Origin of the sequence: Flavobacterium pectinovorum, assembly GCF_006438875.1 — a bacterium.
Lineage (GTDB): Bacteria > Bacteroidota > Bacteroidia > Flavobacteriales > Flavobacteriaceae > Flavobacterium > Flavobacterium pectinovorum_A.
Window position 1 is genome coordinate 49,376 of sequence record NZ_RCZH01000027.1, and the last position, 23,098, is coordinate 72,473.

Consider the following 23,098-nt stretch of genomic DNA (forward strand, 5'->3'; position numbering starts at 1 on the left):
GATATATCTAATTTTTAACCTATCCGATATTAAGACTATTCAATTGTCATGGAACGCAGTTTGGTTCTATAAGCTTCAAGTGCTATAGATTTGGAAATAAAACCGTAATATTTATCATTTCGGATCACCGGAAGAAAGGCTGTTTTAGATTTTTCGAATTTACTCATTACGATTTCCATGCTGTCAGAAGACGAAATAGTGGCTGCGGGAGTTTTCATCACATCTTTGATCAGCGTATATTTTACGCGATAGGAGTTGAAGATAATCTCGCGAATATCATTAAAATGGACAATACCAACCAATTCTTTCTCATTGTTTACAACCGCAAAAACGACCTGATTGGAGTGTGAAATTAAATCAACTAACTTGCTTAAATTTTCTTCTGGATGAACGGTCAAATAATCACATTGAATTATCGTGTCAATATCTAATGTTGATAGAATGTTTGAATCTTTATTACTTGTAAAAGCGTGACCTTTTTTAGCCAGACCTTTTACATCCAAAGAATATTTCTCGAAACGTTTAGAAATAGCAAAACTTATCGACGAAACAATCATAAGCGGAATCATCAGGCTATAACCGCCAGTAATTTCGGCAATTAAGAAAATTGCTGTAAGCGGCGCATGAAATAATCCGCTCAAAATCCCCGCCATTCCTACCATTGTAAAATTACTTATTGGCAATTTTGCTAAACCAATTAGTGTGATAAATTTCGAGAAAAAATATCCCAAATAAGATCCTAAAAATAATGATGGGGCAAAGTTACCTCCGTTTCCGCCACTTCCAATAGTTAGTCCCGAAGCGAATACTTTTACCATCATGGTGCAGCCTACAAAAAGCAGTAAAACCCATTGATTATTTCGAAAATCTCCAAACAAGGTATTGTCTAATATTTTCCCCGGATCTGATTCAGATAATGTTTTGATACTTTCGTAACCTTCCCCAAAAAGGGTAGGGAAAATAAAAATTAATACAGCTAAAAGTGAAGATCCAATTAATGCTTTTCTGTAGGGACCAATCTCCATTTTTCCAAAATAGTGCTCAACTCTTTGAAAGTTTCTTGCATAATATACCGCTATAAATCCTGTCAATATTCCCAAGAGAACATAAAATGGAATATTATGATAATTAAAGGCTTCCTGTTTTTTGAAGGATAATAAAATCGTTTCATCCAGAAGAATAGCAGAAACCAAAGCACCGGTTGCGGCAGAAATCATGATAGGAGTGAAGGCAGAAATACTTACATCCACCAATAAAACTTCAATAGCAAAAAGAACTCCGGCAATTGGAGCATTAAAAGCGGCAGAAATTCCCGCTGCAACACCACATCCAATAAGTAAAGTTCTGTCTTTATAAGGTAATTTATAATTTTGGGCAAAGTTTGATCCAAAAGCAGCTCCTGTTACTACAATTGGGCTTTCCAGACCCGCTGAACCTCCTAAACCAACAGTTAAAGAGCTGGTTATAATCTGCGCATACATTTGTTTTTTCGGAATGATGCTTGCCTTTTTTGCAACGGCATATAAGATTTGCGAAGTTCCTTTTTCTATAGTTCCGTTTAGGACTCTTTTTACAACAAAAACGGTAAGTACAATACCAATAATTGGTAAAATACTGTTGATGAAACTTAATTTTAAGATCCCGTTGATATACGTCGCAAAAGAGAAAACACTATGGGCAAAAGTTTTTAAAACGATTACGGCCAAAGAACAAGAAATACCAATTAAAACACTTGATAAAAAAATAAATTGCTTTGGCGTCATCAATGACTGTCCTAAAGCGATAATGCTTTCTAGTTTTCTAAAATATTTTTTTAGCATTCTGTTTGTAAAGAGTTAGGGAAACCACAAATTTAGTTCATAATGTTTGAATATAATAAAAATTGGGAACTAAATTAAAAACCAACTGCTGCATCGTCTCCACGGAAATCGGCACCACCTTCAAGATTTTTGTTTGGTAAAACCAAAATACAATCTAATTTACCAATTACGGGAGTCGTTTTTTCGTTGATTAAATATCCTTTTGCTTTTAGTCTATCGATAGTATTTGTGTCGAAAGCATTTGGTTCAAAAGTAATTAAATCCGGCAGCCATTGATGGTGAAAACGTGGTGCATTTACCGCTTCCTGCATACTTAGATTGTACTCATGAACATTTAGAATTGCCTGTAAAACAGAAGTAATAATAGTAGAACCTCCGGGAGAACCCACAACCATATACAAGTTTCCATTTTTCTCGACAATAGTTGGTGTCATAGAACTCAACATTCTTTTTTTCGGAGCAATACTATTGGCTTCATTACCTACTAAACCAAACATATTTGGTGATCCCGGTTTTGCACTAAAATCGTCCATTTCGTTATTTAAAAAGAAACCTAATTCATCACAATAATATTTAGATCCAAAACCGTCATTTATTGTAGTGGTTGCAGCAACAGCATTTCCTTGTGCGTCTACAATAGAATAATGTGTAGTTTCGGTGCTTTCGTTATACGTTACATTTCCTTCTTTTATATCTGATGATAAACTGGCTTTATTAACATTAAAATTCGACATTCTTTCTTTTAAATAAGAATCGGCTAATAAAGCGTTGATCGGAATTTTTACAAAATCAGGATCACCCAAAAACTGACTTCTGTCGGCGTAAGCCCTTCTTTCCGCTTCAACAATTACCTGAATCGATTCTTCGGAATTATGTCCCATTTTTGATAAATCATAAGGAGCAATCATTTTCATGATTTGCGCCAGACAGATTCCACCGCTGCTTGGTGGCGACATCGAAGTGATTTTTAAATCTTTGTAATTAAATTGTAATGGTTTTCTCCATTTAGCCTCATAAGTGGCTAAATCTTTAAGGGTAATAATTCCGCCTCTTTTTTGAAGATATTCTACTAAAATTTTAGCCGTTTTACCTTTATAGAATTCGTCTTTTCCGTTTTTCAGAATTCGTTTTAACGTTTCTGCGAGCGCTGGATATTTAATCGTATCATTTTCTTTAAATTTTCCTGCCATAAGCGTATTTGGTCCATTTGCTTTGACAATAGCATCATGATAATTTTCGAGTTGTTTTTGTTGTTTTTGAGTAACAATTACACCTCTTTCAGCAAGAGCAATAACAGGTTTTAAAATTTCGGACATTGGTAATGAACCTAATTTTTTATGAACGGCAAAAACTCCTGCAATAGTTCCGGGAACTCCAATTGCCAAAGCTGTTTCGGTACTTTTTCCTTTTATTACATTTCCGTCTTTATCCAGAAACATATCTTTTGTGGCTGCCAATGGCGCTTTTTCGCGATAGTCTAATGATCCAACTTCGCCATTTGCTTTTCGGTACACCATAAATCCGCCACCGCCAATATTTCCTGCATACGGATAAGCAACTGCGAGAGCCAATTCGGTGGCAACCATTGCATCAAAAGCATTTCCGCCTTTCTTCATAATGTCCGCTCCAATTTTTGAAGCTTCCTGACGCGCCGAAACTACCATGGCTTTTGTTGCAACTAAACCTGTTGGTTTGACAACGTCTTGAGCAGAACAATAAAGAGAAATAAAGCTGAATAAAAGGGTGATTTTTTTCATAAAAGTATTGTAGTATTATTTTATAGAATCCGACAGATTTTATAAGGAAAGTAATTTTTGATTGGCTTGCTGTTTTATATCTTCAAAGAAAAGATCAAATTCACTCTCAAATTCCGAATAAAATTCTTTGAGTTCCTGGGAGGCAAACTGCATTTTTGACTGATTTTTTGATCTTCGGTCCATTTGCGTTAAAATATGCTGAATACCATCAACTGTCTGATAACTCCAAAGCCAGTTTTCCCGAATCATAGTTGGCATTATATTTTGTGTTCTTTCGGTTAGAATTGAATAATTATCATGTAACGATCCATAAAATCGATTAATGAAAAGGTCCAGTTTTTCATCGGAATATTTTTCCCAGTTTTTGGCTAAAAAGTGATCATAAAGAATATCTACAATTACACCAGCATAATGGTGGTATTTCTCATGCAAACGTTTGGTACTTTGTCTGAAAACATCGTGAGAATCCGTATAAGTATCAATAAAACGATGCAGAATAATTCCTTTTTGGACATCCTCAGGAAAATGTTCAAATTGTTTTCCGCGAATTCCATCGGCCATAAAATTGCCAATTTTGATTAAATCATTATCACCTGAAAGGTATATATGGGCTAGGAAATTCATTTTTTTAGAGTTGCTAAGTGACTAAGTTGCTAAGAAACTAAGTTTATTTTAGTAAAAGTATGAAAACTTTTTTATATCGTTTAAGGAATGATTAAAGGCTTTATTAAAATCTCAGAACCTTAGTAACTTAGTACCCTTAGCAACTTTTTACTAAATCTTAGTCCCGAAGCTTCGGGATAGTAACTTAGTCCCTTAGCATCTTTTTTAAAAATTCTTAGCACCTTAGCAACTTAGAACCTCAGTAACTTTTTTATATTTGTAACTGGTAACCATAACTCACAATAATGACTTTAATAAAATCAATTTCAGGTATACGAGGAACAATCGGTGGAAAAGTAGGAGATAACCTGACTCCTGTTGATGCTGTAAAATTTGCATCGGCATACGGTACTTTTCTGAAAAATAATACTTCAAAAGAAAAATTAACGGTTGTAATTGGTCGTGACGCCAGAATTTCTGGTCCGATGATTCATAATCTTGTTGTAAATACTTTAATAGGTTTAGGAATTAATGTAATTGATCTTGGACTTTCTACAACACCAACTGTTGAAATTGCTGTGCCTTTGGAAAAAGCTGACGGTGGAATTATCCTGACTGCTTCCCACAATCCAAAACAATGGAATGCTTTGAAATTATTGAATGCAAAAGGAGAATTTTTAAGTGGTGCAGAAGGAGCAAAAATTCTTGAAATTGCTGAAGCAGAAGCTTTCGATTTCTCAGATGTGGATACTTTAGGCGAAATCACGATAAATGATGCTTACATGGATATTCATATCGACGAGGTTTTAAATTTGTCTTTAGTAGATGTTGAAGCTGTAAAAGCTGCAAAATTTAAAGTAGTTGTTGACGGTGTAAATTCTTCGGGAGGAATCATTATTCCAAGACTGTTAGAATTAATGGGCGTTGAAGTTGTAAAATTATATTGCGAACCAAACGGACATTTTCCTCACAATCCAGAGCCTTTAAAAGAGCATTTAACTGATATTTCTGAATTGGTTGTCAAAGAGAAAGCAGATTTAGGAGTTGTTGTGGATCCTGATGTTGATCGCTTGGCTTTTATCTGCGAAGACGGAGAAATGTTTGGTGAAGAGTACACTTTGGTGGCTTGCGCCGATTATGTTTTGAGTAAATCTCCTGGAAATACAGTTTCGAATATGTCATCGTCTCGTGCTTTGCGTGATGTAACGGTTGCTCATGGCGGAAAATACGAAGCCAGTGCCGTTGGAGAAGTGAACGTTGTGGAATTAATGAAAAAAAATAACGCTATTATTGGTGGTGAAGGTAACGGTGGAATCATTTATCCGGAATCTCATTATGGAAGAGATAGTTTGGTAGGAGTTGCTTTATTTCTAACGCATTTAGCAAATAAAAAAATGTCAGTTTCGGCATTGAGAGCTTCATATCCTGAATATTATATGAGCAAAAACAAAATTGAATTAACACCTCAAATTGATGTTGATGCAATTTTAGTGGCAATGACTGAAAAATATAAAAACGAAGATATTACAACTATTGACGGTGTAAAAATTGATTTTGCTACAGAATGGGTTCATTTAAGAAAATCAAATACAGAACCAATTATCCGAATCTATACTGAAGCTCCTTCTCAGGAAAAAGCAGATGTTTTGGCACTTCGAATTATTGATGAAATTAAAGCAATTGCAGGAATTTAGTTTTTAGCAATTCAGCATAAAAAAACACCTCTTTCATTTTTTTGAAAGAGGTGTTTTTTTGTCTAAAAACGGCCTTATATTTTACCGCAGAGTTCGCTAAGATTTTATTTGATAGTGCGTTCACAAAACACCAAGTTCGCAATCCCGAAGCTTCGGGATGTATTTATCTAGCTTTGCGAACTTTGTGTTTGCTATCAGTAAAGTAAAATTAAAACTTTGTGCACTCTGTGGTAAAATTTTAATCTTTGATAATTTTCAATGATTTTTTAATAGTACCATAAGTCGCAGTTACAATATAAACTCCACTTGAAAGTTTATCGCCAATTTTAATATCTTCATTTGTAAAATAAGAATCTGAGGAAAAGCAGATTGTTCCTTTCATGTCGACAATTTTTAAAGTCAACGGTTCTGTTTCTGCCGATTTTATGTGAAGTGTAGATTGGTTTTTAATGGGATTAGGATAAACCGTAAAAAAATCATTTTCGATCGTTAGATCATTTACGCCCAGATTTGTTGCAACAACATCAATATAATTGAAACTCATATCGTTTGATTTGAATTTAATCTTTAAATAAACTTCTCCTTTTGGTAAAGTAATTCCGTTTACGGTTTTATTAATAAAAGTTTGAGCTCCGCCCGTTGCAGGAAATGTTTCATCAGTTTTGACAATGACATCATTTACCAAAACGTCAAATTTACCTGTAATTGTTGGCGATGCAACCCTAAAGGTGAAATTATAAGTTCCTGCATTATTTACATTTAGCATAAATTCATTCCAGTCTCCTTCGTTTATCAAAGACACATTTTGTCCCGTTCCGGCATCTGTAGTATTTTGTAAGTTCGTTCCTTTTCGGCGATAATGTTTGTTTGCAATTATTCTGCCTGGAATAGTCATTTTTTTAGAAGTATAAGCAGTATTTACATATTCAGTTCCTATAGGTCTTAGAACTCCGCTTTGTGTGTCCAACAATTGTCCTTCAAGCATATCTGTCCATGTAGGATCTACTCTTCCAGAAAACCAGGAATAGCGATAAATGTCAGGATCGTTTTCAAAATTTGTTATAATTTCTTTCATAAAAGCAGTTTTTTCGGCTGCAGTCTGAATTACTCTGTTCGCAAATTCAGTTACCCAAACAGGACGATTGTATTTTTTCAGAAGTCCCGTCACACCAATTACGTCGCCCGAGGTTCTGTCATAAGTATGAAAAGCAATATAATCGACTTTACAATTTGGACATAAAAGAAAAAATTGATCGTGCCATGCAATCGGACTGCTATAACCACCATAATTGTTATTTGGATCATTAAAAGCTGGGGATGCGCTAACAATTTCCAGATTTTTGGCAGCCGCTATTTTTTCAATATTTTTCCATGCATTTACAGCTTCCTGAGGAGTATATCTGGATCCATCGTTAAAGTTAGGTTCATTAAAAGCAAGCAAATATTTAGCGCCGGGTTTTATTCTGTCTATAAAAGATTGTACATCAGCATCGTTTACTTGATTCCACGCCATTGGAACATATTCAACTCCAATAGATTGATAATTTGCATTGGCGTCATTTTCTGGCAAAGAGCCCCAGTTATACCACCACGAAACTCCGGGTTTTAGTGCTAATAAATCGGCTGTTGAGTTATGTCCGTAAGCAATTCCGCGTTTTGGACTCTGACCACAGGCGGTATTTGAAATCTGTAGTGTTAAAAAGGTAAATAGTAGGTTTTTTATCATAACTGATGATTTTGATTGGGGGATTTGGGGTATAAATTTGTTAACTCCAAATTTATACTGTTTCTGTAATTGTTCCTCTTTATAAGTGAAGGAAAAAATATTACAAAAACCCATCAAAAATCAGTTTTCAGCAGATAGAAACAATGCTTTTAATAGTCTTGAGCGTTTTATAAATAAAAAGTCCAAAAAAGAATGTTGCTTTTTTGGACCTTATTTTTTGTTGTGAAAGAATTATTGAACACGATGTTTCCATCTTTTATGTGTCCATAAATAAAATTCAGGAGCTTCATAAATTTGTTTTTCTACTTCTCTTAAATATTTTTCTGTAATGTCAAAATTATCGTATTCTTTAGGATTGTCTGCAATTGGTATAATTGTAGCTTCATAATAACCTCGACGTACTTTTTTGACTTTTACAAAAACAACACTCAGATCATATTTTTTGGCAAGCATTTCGGCACCGGTATGCACCGGAACTTCAATTCCCATGAACTTCATCGAATGAAAAATTCTGTCCAGTTTTGGTGATTGATCACTTGCCAAACCGTACATGCTTAAAATTCCGTCACGCTGATTTTGAGCCATTGTTGGAATCGCTTTTCTTGTTTCAACTAATTCCGTATCATATTTTGAACGAATTTTTCGAACCAATTTATCAAAGTATGGATTGGCTACTTTTTTATAAACAGCAATTCCCTGAAAATCAATTTTCCGGTTAATTGTCAAAAGCCATTCATAGCTGGCATAATGAGACGCTACCAGAATTACACTTTTTCCTTTTTTTGCATATTCCTGTATAAGATCAAGATTGGTGACTTTAAATCTTTTCTCCATTTCTTCGGGCGAAATACTCATAGTTTTAATCATCTCCAGAAACATATCACACATATGTTGATAGAATTTCTTTTCGATCTCTTTTCGTTCAGCATCGGTTAAATTTGGTAAAGTAAGTTTTAGGTTTTCACGCACCACTTTTTTACGATAACCCACAATGCGGTAAATAAGGAAATATACGAAATCAGAGAACCAATAAAACAATCGAAACGGAAGTATAGAGATAAGCCAAAGCAATGGATAGGCTAATATATAAACAAGAAATTGCATGTAATTTTTTTTACAAATATAAAGTAAAAATGAATAACCATTGATATTTTGGATTGACGCTAACATATGTTTAAGAATGACTATATTTACAATTCACAATAAATGTTTTTTATGAATACCATTTTAATTGGGATTATAGTTGCCAATGTATTGATTAGTTACAAAGGTTTTAACGATCTTGCTTTTTTTAGAAAATACGAATTTCATGTAGGAAGTATTCGTTCAGGAGAACAAATCAGAATGCTTTCGTCTGGTTTTTTGCATGTAGACATGATGCACTTGATATTTAACATGCTCACACTTTGGTTCTTTGCGCCGGTTGTAATTCAATGGTTGGGAACTTTTTCTTTTGTTCTGGTTTATTTTGGAAGTTTAATCTTTGGAAGTTTGCTAACGATGCTGTTTCATAAAAATGATTATAGTTATCGTGCCGTTGGAGCTTCGGGAGCAGTTACAGGAGTTTTGTATTCTGCGATATTGCTTCAGCCTGATATGATGTTGGGTATCTTCTTTGTCATACCAATACCGGCATATTTATTCGGAATTTTATATCTGTTTTATTCCATTTATGGAATGCGTGCCAAAAATGATAATATTGGACATACGGCGCACTTTGGAGGTGCTATAGGCGGTTATTTGATCACTTTGATAAAAGAACCTTCACTATTTGTTGATCATACTTTAATGGTTGTTCTCTTGGCAATTCCTATTTTTATACTTTTTGTAATGGCAAAATTAGGAAAACTATAAATATTGGCACAACTTTTGAAATTCCATTATCAAATAACTTAAATATAACAAAAATGAAGAAAGTAGTATTATTTTTAACAATCATGTTTATGACTATGTCTTACGCTCAAGAAACCAAACAAATTCCTCAGATAAATGTAAATGGAGAAGGAAAAGTAAAAGTAGCACCTGATCAGGTTTGTATTTCAGCAACTGTTGAAACAAAAGGGAATAATGCTAAAGATGTCAAAAAGCAAAATGACGAAAAAATGGATGCGGTTTTAAAATTCATTAAAAAAATGAATGTTCCAACGGCAGATTTCAAAACTAAACAAGTAGCTCTTAATCCGCAATATGATTATGAGAAAAAGAAAACAAGTTACAATGCTACTCAAACTGTAGAAATTGTTTTGAAAGATTTGTCTAAATATGATGAATTAATGGAAGGTTTGGTTCAGCAAGGAATTAACCGTATCGACAGAGTTTCTTTTGAAACTTCTAAATTAGTTCAACTTGAAACAGAAGCTAGAAAATTGGCAATAAAAGACGCTAAATCAAAGGCAGAAGATTACGTTTCAGTTTTAGGACAAAAAGTTGGTAAAGCTTATACAATTTCTGATAATACTCAGGTTTATCACCCACAACCAATGTATGCTTCTATGAAATCTATGGCGGCGGATTCAGCAGGAGCTTCAAACGAAACTTTAGCAATTGGTGAAATCGAAGTTACAGCAAACGTAAGTGTTAGTTTTATTTTAGACTAAAAACTTTATAAATAAATCACAATATTATAAATCCCAAATCCCAATTGTGAAATTGGAATTTGGGATTTTTTTGTCATCTATTGTTTAAAATATGGCTTGATTGTATCTATTTGTAAGGGTTACTTGCTGTAATCGTGTCAATTAATGTTGAGCCGCACGGAAGTTTATTATAATTAAAATATTGTATTTCTTTAAAATTATCACTTTTAGTTTTGCCTTTTGGACCTCTTTTTCTAATTGTTATCCATACTCCAGGCGAATCTATTTCTGGGGGTAATGAACAATAGTGTTCTAAACTGTCTACAACAATATTATACCCTAAGGGTTTATTTTTGAAATTAATTATATTGCTCCCTTTTACTGAGTCTTTCAACTCCAAAACATAATATTTTGTTTGATTATTTTTCATCATCACGGATTCAATTACATAATCATCCGATAAAACCTTAATTGTTTTATCTCTATAATTTATTTCTATTTTTTCTCCTTTAAACTGGAAACAGCTTCCAAACTGGAAACATATAATAATCAACAAAATTATTTTTTTAATATCCATATTTTTGGTAATTCATTTAGAAGTTTAAACAGTTAGACCTGTTAGGTTTAGCGAAAATCTAAATATTTTCTAAAAAAGTAACCAAATTTATTTCCTCGTTATGAATGTTAAGCTTTCTTCTTAATCTTGCCCTTGCTACATTCAGGCTGTTATAGGATTGGCGCGTAAGTGCACAGATTTCTTTAGTAGTCATATTTAATCTTAAAAAAGCACAGATTCTTTTCTCATTAAGTGTCAGATCAGGGTATTTCGTATTTAAACGTTCATAAAAATCGTTGTAAACCTGACTAAAACGAACTTCAAATTCTTTCCAGATATCATCATCCTGAGCATTTTTAATATCCAGTATAATTTTTTGGATAATATCCTGATCGTTTTTTTTCATTTGTTTTTTCAACTCCACCAAGCGATTTGAAATTTCAGTATTGAATTCATTTTTCTTTAAGAGATACATGATATTCGTTGTCAGTTCTTTATTTTTAAATTCTAATTCTCTTTTCAGCGTATCTTCTCTTAAAGAAAGTTCCTTATTGCTCAATTCAGCACTTTCTTTTGCCAATTGTTGAATTTTAGCCTTTGTTTCCTGAAGTCGGTACATGATGATGGCAATAATGATTCCCAAAACCAAACCAATTGCAATAATAGAATAAACAAGTTCCCTGTGGTTTTGCGCTATTTTTATAGCCTGATTTTCTTTGTCAAACTTATATTGCATTTCGGCACGGGTAATTTTTTTTTGGTTTTCTGTATTAAAAAGACTGTCGCTTAAAGATTTATAGGCAACGTGATAGCGATATGCTTGTCTGTAATCTTCTTTTCCGGCCATTACCTGACTAATTTCGTCTAAAATTGAAGCCCTTGTTGATGACGAATTAGTTTGTTTACAGTAATCTAGACCATTAAGCAAATATTCTTGCGCCTTTTGAAATTCCTTTTTTTCTTTATAAAGCCTTCCTAAATGATAATTTGATTTCGACAAACCAAATATGTCATTTTCCTTTTTTCGAATATTAAGAGCTTCTATAAAAATGGCTTCGGCGAGATCGTAACGTTTTGCTTTAAGATATATGATTCCCATATTAGAATATACCGATGACAGATTTCCATTATCTTTTGCCTTTTTGCTATGGGTTGATGCCTGCATAAAATATTCAAGAGCAAGATCTGTCTGATTTCTATTATCATAAATAATACCGATATTATTAAGTAGTTTTCCTCTGATCTCGTGCGTTTTGACAGGATCTTTTATAATGTTTTTGTCTAATAGGCTTTTTACCTGATTGAACTTTATAAGCGCTTTTTCGAAATCTCCCTGATAAAAATAAACCAGGGCAATGCTGTTATAAACTTTTAAAATATCTTTTTGAGGAGGATAATTCTCATAAATTTTCAGCGCTTTTAACTGATAATCGAGGCAAACATCAATATTACCTTTCAGGAGATTGGCATTACCAATATTAGAATATACTCTGGCCAGAAGGGTATCTGTGATTTTTTTTTCAAAGGGTAATGCTTTTTTATAATAAAATAGCGCAGAATCTAAATCCTTTTTTTCTAATAATTGTCCCGTTTGAAGAAGCAAAGCGACCTTTGTGTCAGGTTCGGAACTGGTTTTGTATTGAAGTTTTAGACGATCAATATTTTGCGAAAATAGAGCTTCACAAAAAAACAGTAAGACGCCTATATATATGTAGAAATACTTCAAATTAGATAATTTTTATCAGCTAAACTATGAATTATTTTCGAGTTTTAATTATATCATTTATTTAAAAAATAAACATAAGGTTAATCGTTATTTTTTTTGCCATAAAGTACCCAAAGCAAAAACATAGAGTTCACAAAGGATTTATGACTATTAGCTTTTTGAACTCTGTGTTTTCTAACCGCAATAAAACATCAGATCTTTACGTGTTCTGTGGTTAGTTTTTTCGTAAAAAACATAAAATTCACACCATAAAACATAAAATTCCCCCACACTTTGAGGTTAATTTTCTTGTCATTTAAAAACCTAATATCTTAAAAAAATAAATTATGTAATATGTTGGTATTTAGGTTTTTGTATTTTATTGTTATACAAATGTAATGATGGATTATTCTCTATATATAAGATGTAACTATTGTTTGAAGCCGAACTATTTGATTTTTCCATATTCTTGCTCCGAAACATTTAGTGCTTTGTCCATATAAAAGATCAATGCATTAAATTATTAACTAACCAAAAAACAACTTTAATGACAAATTATTACAAAAAAGGAAATCGATTATTATCGGTTTTGATTTTTTCGCTTTGGTCGTTTTTTTCCTTCGGTCAGCAAGCGACCTTTAAAGAAGGTGTCAAACAAGGTTCTGTAAAAATTAAATTTTCAGGACAAATGTCACAAACTTTAAAGAAAATGAATGTGACCACGGGGAAAAGGCTTACAACAGGAATTCAGGCTTTTGATCAGGTTTCGGCAAAGGTTGGAGCCAAAAAAATGCACAGGCTATTTCCTGAAAATTCTAATCCAAGATTAGAAGCAAAATTGAGAAAGCATAAACTTGATTTATGGTATGTGGTAGACATAGATGCTAACCAGAGCGCTAAAGATGCAGTCCAAAAATACAAGGGAATTGCTGAAGTAGAAATAGCAGAAACAGAGAAAGAAAAAGTGCTGTCTGATTATAAATTTACGATAATCAAGACCCCGAAAGCTTCTAAAGCAACTTCTGCAGCAGCTTCTTATTTTAATGATCCGAGTTTGCCTGATCAGTGGCATTACAACAATACGGGACAAACGGGATATCCTAATGGTTCTGATATTAATTTATTTAAAGCTTGGGATATCGTTAAAGGAAATCCACAGGTTATTGTTTCGATACACGATCAGGGAGTAGATGTAGAACATCCTGACTTAAAAGCAAATATCTGGACAAATACAGCTGAATTTAATGGTGTTGCGGGAGTTGATGATGACGGAAATGGTTATATTGATGATATTCATGGTTGGAATTTTGATAAAAAAAGCGGAGCTATCGATCCACAGCCGCATGCAACCCACGTTGCAGGTACTATAGCAGCAGTGAACAACAATGGTATTGGTGTTTGTGGTGTTGCCGGTGGTAGTGGAAATAATGATGGATCTAAAGTGATGTCGATGCAATGTTTGGGCGGCGGCGGATTTGAACAAAGTTATATTTATGCAGCAGACAATGGTGCTGTAATTTCTCAAAACAGCTGGGGTTATACTTCGCCTGGTGATTTTGATGAATCGGTAAAAGAAGCAATAGACTATTTTATTGCCGAAGCAGGAGATTATCCAAATAGCCCCATGAAAGGTGGAATTGTGATATTTGCTGCTGGAAACAGTAACTCAGATGCAGATTGGTATCCGGGTCATTATGAAAATACATTATCTGTAAGTTCAATTGGTCCAAACTGGGAGAAAGCCAGTTATTCTAACTATGGTACTTGGGTAGATATTGCAGCTCCTGGAGGAGAAACAGATTTAGGGGCAAAAAATGGTATTTTAAGTACATTGCCAAAAAATCAATATGGTTACTATCAGGGAACCTCTATGGCTTGTCCGCATGTTTCCGGTATAGCTGCACTTGCTTTGGCAAATCGCAAAAGTCAGTTAACACCTGAAGTTTTAAAAACTAAACTTTTGACAGGTGTTGTTGATATTGATTCTCATAATCCCGGATATGAAGGAAAATTAGGTTCAGGTCATATAGATACGTTTTTAGCTATCCAGAATAATGAGGGTAAAGCGCCAAACACTATTACAGATTTGGCTCTAACAGGGATTGCGCAGGAATTTGCTAATTTATCATGGACTGTTCCAGTTGATGTAGACGATTCACAACCGGTTGATTTTCGTATTTATTATTCTACTTCGCCAATAACCAAAAGTAATCTTGCATCGGCGAAATATGATATTATTAAAAGTTCGGCTTTGGCGGGAACAACTGTAACGCATTCTATCAGCGGTCTTTTAGGGCTTACTACTTACTATTTTACAGTAATCTCAGGAGACAGATGGAACAATCTTTCTGAATTATCAAATATCGTTCAGGGGACTACCAATGAGGGACCAAAAATTACGGTAGATGACAATAGTAAAGATATTGTTATTAATGTTGATGCCAGTACCTCTTTTAAAGGAACGCACGATATGACCATCTTAAATAACGGAGAAGGTGTTTTGAGATGGGAATTTTTGGCACGTCATAAAGAAACTTCACTTTCATATTTTGGAAAAAAAGTAAAATATCCATCTGCAAAAAAAACAAAAGTTGCGTCGGCAGGAAAAGTGGGCAGAAAGAAATCTAAGATAGCGGCTTCTTCAAAGACTGCAGCAGTTGAACCATTTCAATTTACTCCACAAGAAAAAAGTTATGTAGATGGTGTTACTGATATTATTGGAGATAACGATACCGCGATTCCAAACTCAGCTGCCACTAAATATGTTGTTAATGAAGCTGAAGGTTTCAACTTAACACAAATTCAAAGCTATTTAAAAATAGACCCGCAATTTGGTCCTGTTGTTGTTGAAATTTATAAAGGAACGGCACTTAATAAAGAAAATCTAATTTATGCACAGGAATATAATCCCGGGAGCGCTTCTGAAGGTTATGTATCTATTACATTAGACGAACAATTGTATTTTCAGCAAGGAGAAACTTTTTGGGTGGTCATGCATATTCCTGCCGGAAATCTTTATCCTTTAGGTATTGGTTACGAGAATACACCAGAAGGATCTGACAACTGTTTCATCTCTTTTGACTTAGGACAAACTTGGGGACCACTTGGTGTAGCTCTTGACAGTAATGATTTTGCATGGTTCAATATAGCAAGCAGCCAAAATAAATATTTAGGAGAATATTTGACTTTAGATCCTGTAAATGGAGAAGTAAACGGCAATGCTAATGAAAAAACAATTCTTTCAGCTGATGGATCTACATTGATAAATGGTACTTATCATGCAAATGCTATTTTAAAATCGAATGATGCAACAAAGACTGAATTAAAAGTTCCGGTAACTGTAAATGTATCAGGTCAGCAAGCTGTTCTTAAATCTATAGAAAAACTTGATTTTTCAAGTGTTTTTAAAGGTACTTCCAAAGAATTGGAATTTGTAGTAAAAAATACAGGATTGGGTAATTTTAATGATATTGCTACAAATATTTCTAATCCAAACTTTGAACTAGTTAGTTCGGCTCCTAATCAAATTACAGCTGATAATGAAATTCTTCTTAGAGTAAAATATACACCTAATGCTACAGGAAACGACAATGGTGTATTGTCGTTAACTTCTGCCAGCAGTCCAAAAACATTAAAAGTTATTTTATTCGGAGTAAGTTCTGAACCTGCAAAAATAGTAGTTGACCCAATGACTCAATTGATTGATAATGTATCATTAGGAGATCAGGTTACTGCTTCGGTTACTGTAAAAAATGAAGGGCAGGCTGCATTGAAATATTTTATTCCAAAATATGACCAATCAGGTACCATTGATACATGGGAAGGTGAATATCATAAATATGGTTATAAATACCGTACAAGCAATGCATCTGAAATTTCTCCTTTAACATATCAGTTTCAGGATATTTCAGGAACAGGAACAGATATTACAAAGTATTTTAAAGCAGAAAGTAACAGGTATTTCCCTGTTGAAATGGGATTTGATTTTCCTTATTATAATGAGAAAATGAAAACCTTGTATATCAGTTATCAAGGATTTACAACATTTGACGATACGTCAAGCCCAATAAATAGTCCAAGTTTAAATGGTGCGCCATATACACCAAAAGGATATATTTCGCCTTTAGGAACTTTTATAGAATTGGCTGCCGGAGGTAGTATTCAATATAAAGTAGAAGAAGATAAAGTTATCGTTCAGTTTACAAATTTAGGCGACGGATTTGCTGCTGCTATGACCGCACAAATGGTATTATTTGCAGATGGAAACATTCGTTTTTACTATGACAAAATCTCTAATGATAATTTACCGTACCTGAATGTACTTATAGAAGATTATGCCCAAAATGATGGTATTTTAATAAATAATTATAACAAACTGGAACAAATAAATTCCGGAATGGCTTTAGGTTTTGATTATCCTGGTCCGGATATGATTACATCTATCAGTAATGCCGGAGGAATTTTATTGCCGGGAGAATCTGCTAAACTGGATGTTGTTATGGAAACTTCTGCTTTGCATGAAGGAATGATCAACAGGTATTTAAATATTATATCTACAGATCCGTTAAATACACAGGTAAATCCGTTGATACAAATTAATATCACAAGCGGAGGTAAAGCTGAACTTGTTGTATCTCATACCGATATTGATTTTGGAGATGTATTTCAAGGAGCTATTGCTTCCAGAAAATTTAGCATTAAAAATAATGGTACTGCACCTGTAACATTAACAGGTTTTGCTTTAGACAATAATAAATTTCAAATAACGGGAGAAACAAGTGCAACTATAGCACCCGGACTTAGTAAAGTATATGAAATTGTTATGCCAACTGATGTAGTTGCTAATTTTACTGATGTATTGCGAATTGCAGATAATAAAGGCGGTAGTTATGTAATGACACTTTCAGGAAAAGTATTAGATCCTCCGGGTATTACTGTTACAAATTTAGATTTGATAACAGAGACTTTACAACATGGAGAAACGTCTAAACACCCTTTACTTATAGAAAATACAGGTAAAGCAGATCTTGAAGTGGTGGCAACAGGTACTAATTGGCTAACGATGTCTGAACCAGTAGGCGGTTTAGATGTTATTCCAAATTTTACCTATAGTTATGAAACATCTAATGACGGAACTAACTATCAATGGATTGATATCCGTAAAACCGGAACTCAATTACCATTCCCTGATGATATGTTTGATACTGATCAATATTGGAATAAAATAACTTTGCCGTGGTCTATTAATTTTTACGGTAAAGATTATACTGATATACAGGTTGGTAATACCGGAGTATTAACTTTTGATAAGCCGGAAGCTAGTGCTGCATTGAATGATAGGATTCCAACGGATTCATTTAAAACCTTAATTGCTCCTTATTGGACATTTGGTGGCTTTAACACAATTGATTATGCAAAAGAGGATGTTGGTGTTTTTTATTATAGTGATGCTGATAAGTTTATTATTTCATGGGAATATCTTGTAAATAACTTTGGAATGGGAGATCCTACCTCTGCACAAGTTATTTTCTACAAGAATGGAACAATGAAATTTCAATATAAAGTAAATGGAACTGTAGATAATAATACGAATGTAACATCTATTGGACTTCAGAATGGTGATCATTCCGATTTTGTTGCCATATCTAATTTTGCTAATGTGAATCATGGAAGTGGTTTAGCTTATATAATTAATCCTGCAGAAAAACATGTAATCCCTGCCGGAACTACATTAAGTGCTCAGGTTAATATTGATGCCCGTAATATTTATGCGGGACAATATGACGGAAAATTAATGTTACGCACGAATGTTCCTAACAAAGAATTGCTTGAAAAACCAATAAATCTAACCGTAACCGGAGCACCAATTATTAGCTCAAATGTAGCCGAAATAAACTACGGTGAAATAATGGTAAATCCTGCTGCGAGCTATACACAAGAATTTTTAATTCAAAATTCCGGTGCTGAAACGCTTCAATTATCAAATATTTCGATAGAAAGCGGTTCTGCAGAATATACTATTGAAACATACGCATTTTTCCCGGGTTGGGATGGAGGCGGTTATTGGAGTTGGGCAAATATAAATGACCTGGCGGGTGTTTACCCACCTATATTACCAGGCGAAAACTCTAAATTCAGAATTACTTATGCACCAACAGCAGCAAGTTCTGTTAGTGATCATATTGTTGTCGAAAGCAATGCTACTGTTGCAAAAATGATGATTCCTATAAAGGCCGAAGTTACATTACCACCTGTTTTAACAGTTCAGACTAAGGATGTTTATAGTGTAGTTAATTATTTAACAGATACGGATACGCAATATGCTGTTTTTGATAATAGTAAAGGCGGAGGCAGTATGAAATACGAATTGAGTATTGATTATTTGAGAAAATCTGTATCAGGGCTTAGCTCAGGTACAGGAAAAGTTGCAAAAGTTGCAAAAACTAGTAATGTTCGTAATTTGTTAAGATCTATGCCTGCTTCTAAAGGAGGTTATGCGGCATATGCTGATCCTAGCTTCAACAGAGTATTGGCGCACGAACAAAAGAATACTCCAGACACCCATTTTGGTTACGATGGTGGTGAACCTTTTACAACTGCAACAAGGTTTAATGCCGGAAAAGACGGTTTTACTTTATCGCATTTTCAAACCTATATGTATGGTAGTGCAAAACCATCAGGAAGTATTGCTTACGAAATACGAGCAGGAGGTTCTTCTGCAGCTGAAGCAACAATAATTGAGCAGGGATATGTTGATTATGTATATGAAGGAGACAAAAATGGGGCATGGGTAACATTGCCTATTAAAGAGCCTAAAGGACTTTATCCTAATGAAGATTTTTATATTGTCATTACCTATCCTTATGAGTTACCTTTTGTCCAAGGCGCATATGGCGGGATTGCTGATACACCTGGAAGATATACGTTAACGGATGGTGAAGAATGGTATGATTTACAAGATTCAGGATTATATCCGGGTTATGGCTGGATGGTGAGAGCCGGAGAAGAGAACTACGCTTCTAATGCATGGGTTTCAATAAATGGACTTTCAAACGGAGATGTTGCTCCGGGTAAAACAAATAAAGTACAATTGGACTTTACTGCTGCAAATGGAGTTCGCGGAGATCAGCTTGCTGTTTTAAACATAAGAACAAACGATCCTGTTAATACAGTAGGTCAGGTTCCTGTTAAAATGCATATTAATGAAGCTCCTGTATTCTCTAAATTACCTGAAGAAGTAACAATTGTAAACGAAGCTGCTGAAGTAATTGTAAACTTAGGTTTAACAGATAAAGAAGGTAATAAAATTACAGTTCAGTCTCAGGATTTGCCTACATGGGTTTCATTTGAAGTAACTGGTGATCAAATGGCAGTAAAACTCGCTCCGGGTTATGAAACAGCCGGAACATATACCTTGACTTTTAAAGCAGTTGATGAATATGGTGCAGCAAGAGAAATTACGATGGAAGTTAAAGTAGTAAAAACCAATCGTGCACCTGTAGTTATTAAGTCAGATGAATTGATTTATTCAAAACTCAACTTTTTTGATGTGCGCCAATTTGGGGATTATTTTTCAGATCCTGATGGCGATAAAATGACATTTAATGCATCATCTGCAAATGATAATATCGTATCCATAACAGTTGGCCAGGAATTGGGTCAATATGTGATCGAAACACATGCCGTGGGCGAAACAATAGTAACCTTGACTGCTACAGACATTTTTGGTTTAAGCACAGACCAGCAAATAACAGTTAAAGTAGTTAACAATCACGCTCCTGTTGCACTTGGCGGACAAGCAATTGTATTCAATAAACTATCCGTACAGGAAGCCTTTAGTTTTGATAAATATTTCAGTGATGCCGACGGAGACGAATTGACTTATCAGGCTGTGATTGCAGATCCAAAGATTGCATCAGTGACTGCATCAACAGATGGTTTTACAGTTGAAAGTTTTTCTAACGGTGAAACTGAATTGATTTTGACCGCTACAGATATTTATGGCGCAACAGCAGAACAGCGTATAACAGTTATTGTAAACCAGTCAGAAGTTACGGAACTAAACATATTCCCTAATCCAGTTATCAATACAGTAAATATAAAATGGACAAGTCGTTGGGCAGGAGATGTTGTTGTTGAGGTAGTAGCTCTTAACGGTTCAATTATGCGTACGTTTAATATTGACGATGTACAACTTAAGACTTCTAGCCAGTTAGATTTGAGCACATTGCCTGCGGGAGCTTATTTTTTACATGTTAGTGGAAAAGAAGGTACATCCTCAGTTTTCAAATTTATTAAAAGATCAGGGGAGTAAATAATGAAGTGAAATGATGAAATGCGTAGCGATACAAGTTTAATGTTTTAGAGAAATTCTATTTCAGGACAAACAATAAATATTGTATCGCAAAACGTATCAAAATTTCAATCAAAAACAATTAACAGATACACATGAAAAAAATATTTCTTTTATTTTCACTACTCTTTGTAGTTGGAAATTTACTCGCACAAGTACAAAATAAGGCAATTGTCACCGCGGTTCCTTTTTTGCAAGTCTCGGCAGATGCCAGAGCTTCAGGAATGGGGGATATGGGTGTTGCGACTTCGGCAGATGTTTATTCACAACAATGGAATGCTGCGAAATATCCTTTTGCCGAAAATAAAATGGGCATCGGTTTGAGTTATACACCCTATATGTCTTCATTATCAAATGATACCGGTTTATTAAATTTAAATTTCTTTAATAAAATCAACGAAAGAAGTGCCTTTGCTTTCAGTCTTAGATATTTTGGGATAGGAGAAACCCTGTTCAAACAAAATGAAGATGATGCGGGTCAAATTATGAAACCAAACGAATTTGCATTTGACGGATCGTATTCCTTAAAACTAAGTGAGAAATTCGCAATGTCCGTTACCGGAAGATACATTCGTTCTAATCTGGAAATTCAGCAAGCCGATTCTGATGCACATGCAGCCGGTTCATTTGCTGTAGACATTGCAGGATTTTATCAGACACCGGAAACTGCTTTCAAAAATTTTAATGGTATATGGAGAGCCGGATTTAATGTTTCCAATCTTGGTCCAAAATTAAAATACAATGGAGATGCAGGATCTGAGAATTTTTTACCTGCGAATTTGAAAGTAGGTGGAGGTTTTGATTTTATTTTTGATCAGGACAATACATTAGGAACTTCCATAGAATTTAATAAACTATTAGTTCCGTCGCCACAAAATAACCAAACCAATGCCGAATACCAAAATGCAGGTTTTGTTAAAGGAGCGTTTAATTCTTTTACCGATGCGCCGGATGGTTTTAGTGAAGAATTGAAAGAAGTGACATGGGCACTTGGATTGGAATATTTATACCAAAAAGCTTTTGCATTAAGAACAGGATATTTCCACGAAAGCAGCGAAAAAGGCGATCGTAAATTTTTCACCATTGGAGCAGGATTCAAATACAAAATGGCAAAATTTGATTTATCCTATCTAAGTTCTGCATCAAAACAGAATACTGCTTTAGATAATACGCTTAGATTCTCTCTATCTTTTAATATTGGAGATAATCCAGTAAATAATATTGAAGAAAAAGAAAAACCGACTAATTAATCGATCGCTATTGATATTTCTAATTTGTATTCTGAATAGAGAAATCAGAATCTTGTTTAAGAATGATCTATTAAAGCCTCTAAATCTAATTTAGGGGTTTTTTTATGAATATATAAGAGATAAAAAAAATATCCAGTGAGTTCCGTTGCGTTTAAGAATATTAATTATAGAGTCTCAAAAAATCTAATGAACTTCTGGGAAGAAAAAGCTAAAGCTGCAAAGTAAAAATAATTCACTCCTTATATATAAGGAAAGATTCCATATCTAACCCGCCAGATTTTCGTAGTCTGTCGGGTTTATTTTTTGACACCTATATATAAGGAGTATTTTTCATCCGCCAAACCCGACAGGTTTTCAAAAGCTGTCGGGTTTACTATATAGGTATGATTTGGGATTTGGGATTTCAGACTTGGAATTTGAATAAGATCAGGAGCTATTTCCCGCTATCCACTACAATCTTTTGCTTTTTAAAGGAAAAAACAAAAGGATTTTCGTTACTATCGGGGCTAGGGCAGCAGTTTCCAGAAGAACATTTGGCTTAAAGAGCAAGAAAAACAGTCTGAAAAACAAAACTTTGCGCCTTCGCGACTTTGCGCGATTAACAAAAACACAGCAAAATGAGCCTTTGCGCCTTAGTGTCTTTGCGGCAAAACCACCCAAAACAGGATAAACCACCCAAAACCACCCAAAGCCAAAAAAAACTTTCAAAGTTAAAAAACGCATAACCAGTCCTTTAGAAAATATATTAAAAATAGTCGACAAAAGGTATTGTTTAACGAAACAAACTCGCTACTTTTGCACCCGCAAGAGCGACAGACGTTCCCTGAAATACTGACAAGCAAAGAAATCCAAACGAAAATTTATTTTCAAAAAAAGATTGCAAAAAGCTTGTGAGATTTGAAATTGGATGTTACATTTGCACCCCGCAAAACAACGGAAGTTCATTGATAGATTGGTTGGTAAAGAGAGGAAAAGAGGAAATTAAATTTTCTTAAAAAAACTTCAAAATTTACTTGCCAGTTGAAAATAAATTTTCTACTTTTGCACCCGCTTTGAGA

General features: G+C 34.2%; 12 protein-coding genes. 5 read left to right on the plus strand and 7 right to left on the minus strand.

Annotated features, from left to right (window positions below; genetic code table 11):
• Window positions 1-35: 35 nt before the first annotated feature.
• The 3 genes from EAH81_RS26025 to EAH81_RS26035 all read right to left on the minus strand — a co-directional run bounded on the left by EAH81_RS26025 (window position 36) and on the right by EAH81_RS26035 (window position 4,201).
• Window positions 36-1,820 carry a chloride channel protein gene (locus EAH81_RS26025; protein ID WP_140511908.1) on the minus strand — a complete coding sequence of 595 codons (1,785 nt, stop codon included), beginning with the start codon at window positions 1,818-1,820 and terminating at the stop codon, window positions 36-38.
• 74 nt (window positions 1,821-1,894) lie between these two features.
• Window positions 1,895-3,577, minus strand: a complete 1,683-nt coding sequence (gene ggt, locus EAH81_RS26030) for a gamma-glutamyltransferase (protein ID WP_140511909.1) — start codon at window positions 3,575-3,577, stop codon at window positions 1,895-1,897.
• 39 nt (window positions 3,578-3,616) lie between these two features.
• Window positions 3,617-4,201 (minus strand): ACP phosphodiesterase, encoded by a 585-nt coding sequence (locus EAH81_RS26035; protein ID WP_140511910.1) that lies wholly within the window; start codon window positions 4,199-4,201, stop codon window positions 3,617-3,619.
• 284 nt (window positions 4,202-4,485) lie between these two features.
• Between EAH81_RS26035 and glmM the strand changes: the two genes are divergently transcribed.
• On the plus strand, window positions 4,486-5,874 hold the full coding sequence (glmM, locus tag EAH81_RS26040) for a phosphoglucosamine mutase (RefSeq protein ID WP_140511911.1): 1,389 nt from the start codon (window positions 4,486-4,488) through the stop codon (window positions 5,872-5,874).
• Window positions 5,875-6,112: 238 nt separating this feature from the next.
• Here glmM and EAH81_RS26045 read toward each other — a convergent pair whose 3' ends face one another.
• Both EAH81_RS26045 and EAH81_RS26050 read right to left on the minus strand, forming a co-directional pair.
• On the minus strand, window positions 6,113-7,600 hold the full coding sequence (locus tag EAH81_RS26045; RefSeq protein ID WP_161595859.1) for a glycosyl hydrolase: 1,488 nt from the start codon (window positions 7,598-7,600) through the stop codon (window positions 6,113-6,115).
• Between the two features lie 231 nt (window positions 7,601-7,831).
• The gene (locus EAH81_RS26050) at window positions 7,832-8,704 is read right to left on the minus strand and encodes a lysophospholipid acyltransferase family protein (RefSeq protein WP_140511913.1); all 873 of its coding nucleotides are present in this window, start codon (window positions 8,702-8,704) and stop codon (window positions 7,832-7,834) included.
• Between the two features lie 111 nt (window positions 8,705-8,815).
• Between EAH81_RS26050 and EAH81_RS26055 the strand changes: the two genes are divergently transcribed.
• Complete coding sequence (locus tag EAH81_RS26055; protein WP_140511914.1) at window positions 8,816-9,454, plus strand: rhomboid family intramembrane serine protease; 639 nt, start codon at window positions 8,816-8,818, stop codon at window positions 9,452-9,454.
• A gap of 53 nt (window positions 9,455-9,507) precedes the next feature.
• On the plus strand, window positions 9,508-10,197 hold the full coding sequence (locus EAH81_RS26060; RefSeq protein WP_099708570.1) for an SIMPL domain-containing protein: 690 nt from the start codon (window positions 9,508-9,510) through the stop codon (window positions 10,195-10,197).
• Between the two features lie 106 nt (window positions 10,198-10,303).
• Here the strand turns inward: EAH81_RS26060 and EAH81_RS26065 are convergent, their stop codons facing one another.
• Entirely contained in the window at window positions 10,304-10,753 is a 450-nt protein-coding gene (locus tag EAH81_RS26065) for a hypothetical protein (RefSeq protein ID WP_140511915.1), read from the minus strand.
• A gap of 58 nt (window positions 10,754-10,811) precedes the next feature.
• The gene (locus tag EAH81_RS26070; protein ID WP_140511916.1) at window positions 10,812-12,458 is read right to left on the minus strand and encodes a tetratricopeptide repeat protein; all 1,647 of its coding nucleotides are present in this window, start codon (window positions 12,456-12,458) and stop codon (window positions 10,812-10,814) included.
• 526 nt (window positions 12,459-12,984) lie between these two features.
• Here EAH81_RS26070 and EAH81_RS26075 point away from each other — a divergent pair.
• Both EAH81_RS26075 and porV read left to right on the plus strand, forming a co-directional pair.
• Window positions 12,985-20,751 carry a S8 family serine peptidase gene (locus EAH81_RS26075; RefSeq protein ID WP_140511917.1) on the plus strand — a complete coding sequence of 2,589 codons (7,767 nt, stop codon included), beginning with the start codon at window positions 12,985-12,987 and terminating at the stop codon, window positions 20,749-20,751.
• A gap of 134 nt (window positions 20,752-20,885) precedes the next feature.
• Entirely contained in the window at window positions 20,886-22,040 is a 1,155-nt protein-coding gene (gene porV / locus EAH81_RS26080) for a type IX secretion system outer membrane channel protein PorV (RefSeq protein ID WP_140511918.1), read from the plus strand.
• Window positions 22,041-23,098 lie beyond the last annotated feature (1,058 nt).

Coding starts and splice junctions, on each gene's coding strand:
- EAH81_RS26025 (WP_140511908.1), bottom strand. CDS start 1,820: ATGCTAAAAAAATATTTTAGAAAACTAGAAAGCATTATCGCTTTAGGA.
- ggt (WP_140511909.1), bottom strand. CDS start 3,577: ATGAAAAAAATCACCCTTTTATTCAGCTTTATTTCTCTTTATTGTTCT.
- EAH81_RS26035 (WP_140511910.1), bottom strand. CDS start 4,201: ATGAATTTCCTAGCCCATATATACCTTTCAGGTGATAATGATTTAATC.
- glmM (WP_140511911.1), top strand. CDS start 4,486: ATGACTTTAATAAAATCAATTTCAGGTATACGAGGAACAATCGGTGGA.
- EAH81_RS26045 (WP_161595859.1), bottom strand. CDS start 7,600: ATGATAAAAAACCTACTATTTACCTTTTTAACACTACAGATTTCAAAT.
- EAH81_RS26050 (WP_140511913.1), bottom strand. CDS start 8,704: ATGCAATTTCTTGTTTATATATTAGCCTATCCATTGCTTTGGCTTATC.
- EAH81_RS26055 (WP_140511914.1), top strand. CDS start 8,816: ATGAATACCATTTTAATTGGGATTATAGTTGCCAATGTATTGATTAGT.
- EAH81_RS26060 (WP_099708570.1), top strand. CDS start 9,508: ATGAAGAAAGTAGTATTATTTTTAACAATCATGTTTATGACTATGTCT.
- EAH81_RS26065 (WP_140511915.1), bottom strand. CDS start 10,753: ATGGATATTAAAAAAATAATTTTGTTGATTATTATATGTTTCCAGTTT.
- EAH81_RS26075 (WP_140511917.1), top strand. CDS start 12,985: ATGACAAATTATTACAAAAAAGGAAATCGATTATTATCGGTTTTGATT.
- porV (WP_140511918.1), top strand. CDS start 20,886: ATGAAAAAAATATTTCTTTTATTTTCACTACTCTTTGTAGTTGGAAAT.